The organism is Variovorax sp. P4_D9 (assembly GCF_056401695.1).
On record NZ_JBFUIU010000720.1, the window covers coordinates 1 to 4,437 of the forward strand.

Sequence of the window (4,437 nt, forward strand, 5' to 3'; positions counted from 1 at the left end):
CACGAGGGCAGCATCAAGAAGGAAGAGATCGTCGAATTCCTCAAGGCGCTGAAGGCTCAYCTGAAACAGCCGCTGCTGGTCATCTGGGATGGCTTGAAGGCGCACCGCAGTCGGCTGGTGCGCGACTATCTGGACAGCCTGGGCGGCCATATCCAGATCGCGTTCCTGCCGCCGTACGCGCCCGACCTCAATCCGGTGGAGTATCTGTGGGCYTGGCTCAAGCGCCATGCCCTGGCCAACTATTGCCCCAACGACCTCGCCGAGCTTCACGGCACTGCGCGCAACAAGCTCAAGAGTGCTCAGAAGCGCCCCTCGATCATTGCCGCCTGCTGGATGCAGGCCACGCTGTGGTGATGTCATGATTTATGGAAGTCTCAATAGGACTTCGTCGCCCGGCTTCGGCATCGCTTCGGCGAAGGCTGTCGAGCTTCACGTCGGTGCGCACCGGCCCCAAGTCGTAGCTCTCGGTGATGTACTTCTGCCACTCCAGTGAGAGCACCTTGTCAATGAACGCTGCAGCTAGATCACAGCTAGATCTGGTCTAGATCTAGAGGGCCCAGACCCCGCGATGTGTCGACTGCTGGGCGCATGAGCGACCGCTCCCTGTCTTGGTAGCCGATGTCCGAAGAGGGGTTAGCCAAAATGGATGCAGCGTTCGCCGTGCCAACCGCGCGATAGCGAAGCAAGACTCCGTCGTACGCATGCGGAACGAGGCGGGTGCTCGTCCTGAAAAGCGTACCGATCACGGAAAGGACGATCACCCCGGGCGGCTGTCGGCGCCCGACCCGCGAATCAATGCTTGAACCCTGACTCTCGCTGTGCACGAATTGGCGGGCGATCCCATCGAGGGGAAGAGGCAGATCGCTATTTCCGGGAGGCCGCGAAGCTCCCTCGCGCGTGTTCAGGGGGTTCTCCTCGCCCTAGCAAGACTCAGTGTGCAGCGAACGCTGCCAGATTCAATTTGAGCGCAGCCTGGAGGAGGCGCCGATCGCGTGTCCAAAGCCTTGTACCGACGGCAAGGCGGGTTGCGGCAAGCAGATGAAGATCGACATAGCCAATCCCGATGCCGAACAGCCGCTCATTGTTGAGAAACGCCATCACCTCGGTGTGCTGCGCCAAAGGTATCTCGGGCAGGGCTTGCAATGCGCCCACCGTCACGTCGCGCTGCGTCAGGCTGCCCAGAGCGATCTCCGCGACGATATAGGGATGCATGAGGACTTCGCCTTCTTCAAGCAAAGACTGCAATTCCGAGTCACCTCGGGCGAGGTGGTCGATCCACACCGATGTGTCAACGAGGATCATCGGCGACTTCTCCCTGCCGTCGCGGTGCCGCTTGGAGGTTCGGCGCACTGCCTCCCAAGCGTGCCAGCCGTCGCGCCGCCTCGCTTTGCACGWGGGTCTTGAGCGCTTGTTGAATCAGGGCAGAGTTCTCCTGGATGCCCGTAAATGTTCGAGCTTGGGCGAGCAACTCGTCGTCCAGTGTCACGGTGGTGCGCATGGCGTTCCCCTGTTCAATGCGTCAAATATAGCATCAATTGATGCCGATATTTGCGACTTTCACCCATCGGTCTATACCAATCCTGAAATGGCCATTGCCGCGCCGACGACGGAATCTGACGCTGCGGCTCAATCTCCATCGAGCATTCGGCTGACCTTGCTGCCCAGGGCGCTCTCGGCCCGGAAGTAACCCACCAGGTCACCACGCTCTGATGCCCCGTCATCGCCATCGTCTCCGGCAATGACATGTTCTGCTTGCCTGCTTCGGTCACGAAGCCAGCCCTCAACGAGTGCGCAGAAAACTCCCCCTTCAACCCCCGCCAGCACACACCGTTCCTTCACGATGTCGCGCACCGCCGCCGGTGCCAATGCTTCGCCGAGGTGCCCGCCCTTGCGGATGCGCCGGAAGAGGGCGCCCTCCTTGATCCCGCTGGCCTCGAGCCAGGCCTGCATGGCCAGGGCAGCGCTGCCCACCAGCGGCTTCACGTCTTCGGGGCGCATGTCTCCGGTCTGGTTCGTCTTGGAGTGCCCGAGGGTGTAGAGGTATGACCTGTCATCCACGCGCACGAGGTTTTCCGAGGTGGCGCCGGCCACCTCGGAGCGGCGCCGCCCGCCGGTGGYCCAGGCAAACAGGAGGGGGCGCGGTCGCGTTTCCCCCGCAGCGACACGTCGCAGGTGGCCAGGAGGGCCTGTAAGGGGGACCTTGGTGAGCGCGCGTTGCTTCTTGGTTCGCACGCCGCGCTGCGCGTAGGCACGCCGGGTCTTGCCCAGGAGCTCGCGCACCAGCGCGTCCGCGCAGGGGTTCGCCGCTTGCGCCAACTGGGGCCAACGGGATAGCGCACGCCCTCGAAGTCGGGCGGCGCCGACGCAGGCGAGCCAGCCAGATGGCGCAGTTGCCGCCGGAGCCCGTGGCGACCCCCTGGTGGAAATTCTGGCGATCCCCCTGCGGACAAAAACCGCGACCCGATGGGGCCGACATGAGAAGAAAAGAAACTCCGCGCAAGCTGCACAGCGGGCACTTCGCCTTCATGCGGGCGCTGGCCCAAGGGTTGGATGAACGCGCGGGCATGTTCAGCCACGACCAGGCGGAGGGATATGCGAACTTCTGATTTAAGGTCTTCTACTTGTGGTGGCCTCACGTCTGCGACGTAACATCAGGCGATGGAACCACATCGAAACCCCGCCGAGGTCTTCGAAGAGCTGGCTGTAATGGCTGGCCTCCTGAAGGCCGGTGAACCTGTCCCGCCCGCTGTGCGGACATTTGCTGAATGTGTGGTCACTGAGTGCGCTGCGCTCGGCGATGACTACGGCACCGAAGATGGGACCGCAGGGGACCAGATTCGGGCCAACTTCCTTGAGTAGCGACCCTCGTTCGAGGCCGCCGCCTGAACCATGGACCACACCGACTGCGAAATGGCGGAACTTCCTGTGCAGGGGCCGATCAAACTTTAGTGATGCAACGGTGGACTCAGTGGCTCATCCCGCCACGGGAGCTTTGCTCCAAGGGGTTCGCCCCTTCCTCCCGCATCGCCCTGAAACCCGCCCTGGCGGGTTTCTTCGTAAGTCGCCAACATGTGCATCGACTCGCGCGACCTCAAGCCTGACCCAGCAAAATCAATTGAACGAACCGAAACGGATGATCTCGGCCGCGGTCAGATATTCCAGGACAGTCTGCAGGCGCTGGTAGGTGTTTCGGCGCCCGGCGCCCGCCCGTGATGGGTGATTCCTCGATGCCGGCGACTGTCGCGATTCCAAGGTGCCAGAGCTTGTTTGGCGGTGACCCAGTCCGGCCCTCAGACCTCTCGTTCCTGACTTGCTCAAGCGTCCAGCGGTTCTCCTGCGCATCGGGGTGCCACAGCCCGCCGTCCATAGTTGATGGGGACACCATCCGACGGTGAGCCGTATCGTCGTCCTTCGCGAGGCGGATCTCTTTCAAGAGGCGCAGCCCAGACCGCGCCGGCGTTGTTGGCCGACCACGGGCTTCACAGGCTGAGCCAAGGTCGCTAGGTCGCCGGGCGTCTGGAGGCTTTCTGCACCGATCACAACCTGAGACGTGCGCGATCGCGGGTTCCTCAGAACGTTCCACGCGCCCGTTCGCCCGTCGACAGTCGCTCGAGAGCGATGGGCTGATCAAGTCGTTCAAGGGTCGGTTGCGAGTTACTGAACGTCAAAAACGTCAAAGAGTTCAGCGATGCAGAATGCGCGCGAGAAGGTGAAGGCTTGGCAGCGCGATCTGCCCGGCAGGGCAGCGGTACACGTCGCGCCGTTCGTCGTAGATGAAGTCGCGCTTGTCGAACCTGCCCTCGAACCTGCTGTTCGAGGTCAACGGCTTCGGCACAAGCGTTGCGATGCTAGGCGCGGGCAGTTCACTGCAAGCCAGCTCAAGGAATGCAGTCGAATTTGGGGAGGCGGGAGTCGTTCGGTGCGGCCACGCTTACGCGTGCATATCATCAGGATCGCCAGCCTTGCGGTGCCAGGTCTGCGCGCAGCGATCCTCGAGGTCTGTCGCGACTCGGGCTTCACGCCCCGGGTGACGCAGGAGGCGACGCAGGCCTTCACCGTGGTGGGCCTGGTCGGCAGCGGCCTGGGCGTGGCGTTGATGCCGAGGGTCATCACGCGCTTCACGAACGACCAGGTGTGCTCTGTTGCGCTGGTCAACAGGAACGCCACGGGTTGCCTGACATTGGCGGTGGCGACGCGTGATCGCGATGTACCCGAGGCGACACGCAGGCTGTGCGAGGCCATCGTCCAACGGCGCGGCGGTCGCAACTCGAAATGCCCCTCGCCACCGCGGCCTCATCCACGTGTGCGCCCGCAGGCGTGCCGCTACGCCCCGCCCGGCCGTCGTGCCTGACCTGATGTTTATCGCTCGTATTTTTGCCCCAAAGCGATCAGGCCCGGCGTTCCAACCACCTCATTCAGTTCGTCAAAGTCCAGCAT

Annotated in this window: 5 protein-coding genes and 1 pseudogene; 3 read left to right on the forward strand and 3 right to left on the reverse strand. The window is 62.9% G+C overall.

All coding sequences use genetic code 11. The features are described from left to right. Positions 1 to 354 (forward strand): transposase (locus tag AC1DY5_RS43485; RefSeq protein ID WP_478120615.1); only part of this gene is annotated, 354 nt, incomplete at its 5' end. Between the two features lie 576 nt (positions 355 to 930). On the opposite strand, the gene AC1DY5_RS43490 is transcribed toward AC1DY5_RS43485, so the two are convergent. From AC1DY5_RS43490 to AC1DY5_RS43500, 3 genes and pseudogenes are all read right to left on the reverse strand, one after another. Next, positions 931 to 1,302, reverse strand: coding sequence for a type II toxin-antitoxin system VapC family toxin (locus AC1DY5_RS43490; RefSeq protein ID WP_478120616.1), 372 nt, complete (start codon positions 1,300 to 1,302; stop codon positions 931 to 933). Beyond that, a complete protein-coding gene (locus tag AC1DY5_RS43495; RefSeq protein ID WP_478120617.1) occupies positions 1,289 to 1,498 on the reverse strand; it encodes a type II toxin-antitoxin system VapB family antitoxin in 210 nt (69 codons plus the stop codon). Before AC1DY5_RS43495 ends, AC1DY5_RS43490 begins: the two co-directional genes overlap by 14 nt. Before the next feature lie 128 nt (positions 1,499 to 1,626). Then, positions 1,627 to 2,346: pseudogene (locus tag AC1DY5_RS43500) on the reverse strand (site-specific integrase); the annotation flags it as partial. Between the two features lie 35 nt (positions 2,347 to 2,381). On the opposite strand from AC1DY5_RS43500, the gene AC1DY5_RS43505 reads away from it, so the two are divergent. Together AC1DY5_RS43505 and AC1DY5_RS43510 are read left to right on the forward strand one after the other, a co-directional pair. Continuing rightward, on the forward strand, positions 2,382 to 2,606 hold the full coding sequence (locus AC1DY5_RS43505; RefSeq protein WP_478120618.1) for a hypothetical protein: 225 nt from the start codon (positions 2,382 to 2,384) through the stop codon (positions 2,604 to 2,606). A 1,361-nt stretch (positions 2,607 to 3,967) separates the two neighbouring features. After that, positions 3,968 to 4,351 carry a LysR substrate-binding domain-containing protein gene (locus tag AC1DY5_RS43510; RefSeq protein ID WP_478120619.1) on the forward strand — a complete coding sequence of 128 codons (384 nt, stop codon included), beginning with the start codon at positions 3,968 to 3,970 and terminating at the stop codon, positions 4,349 to 4,351. The last annotated feature ends 86 nt before the right edge of the window (positions 4,352 to 4,437 follow it).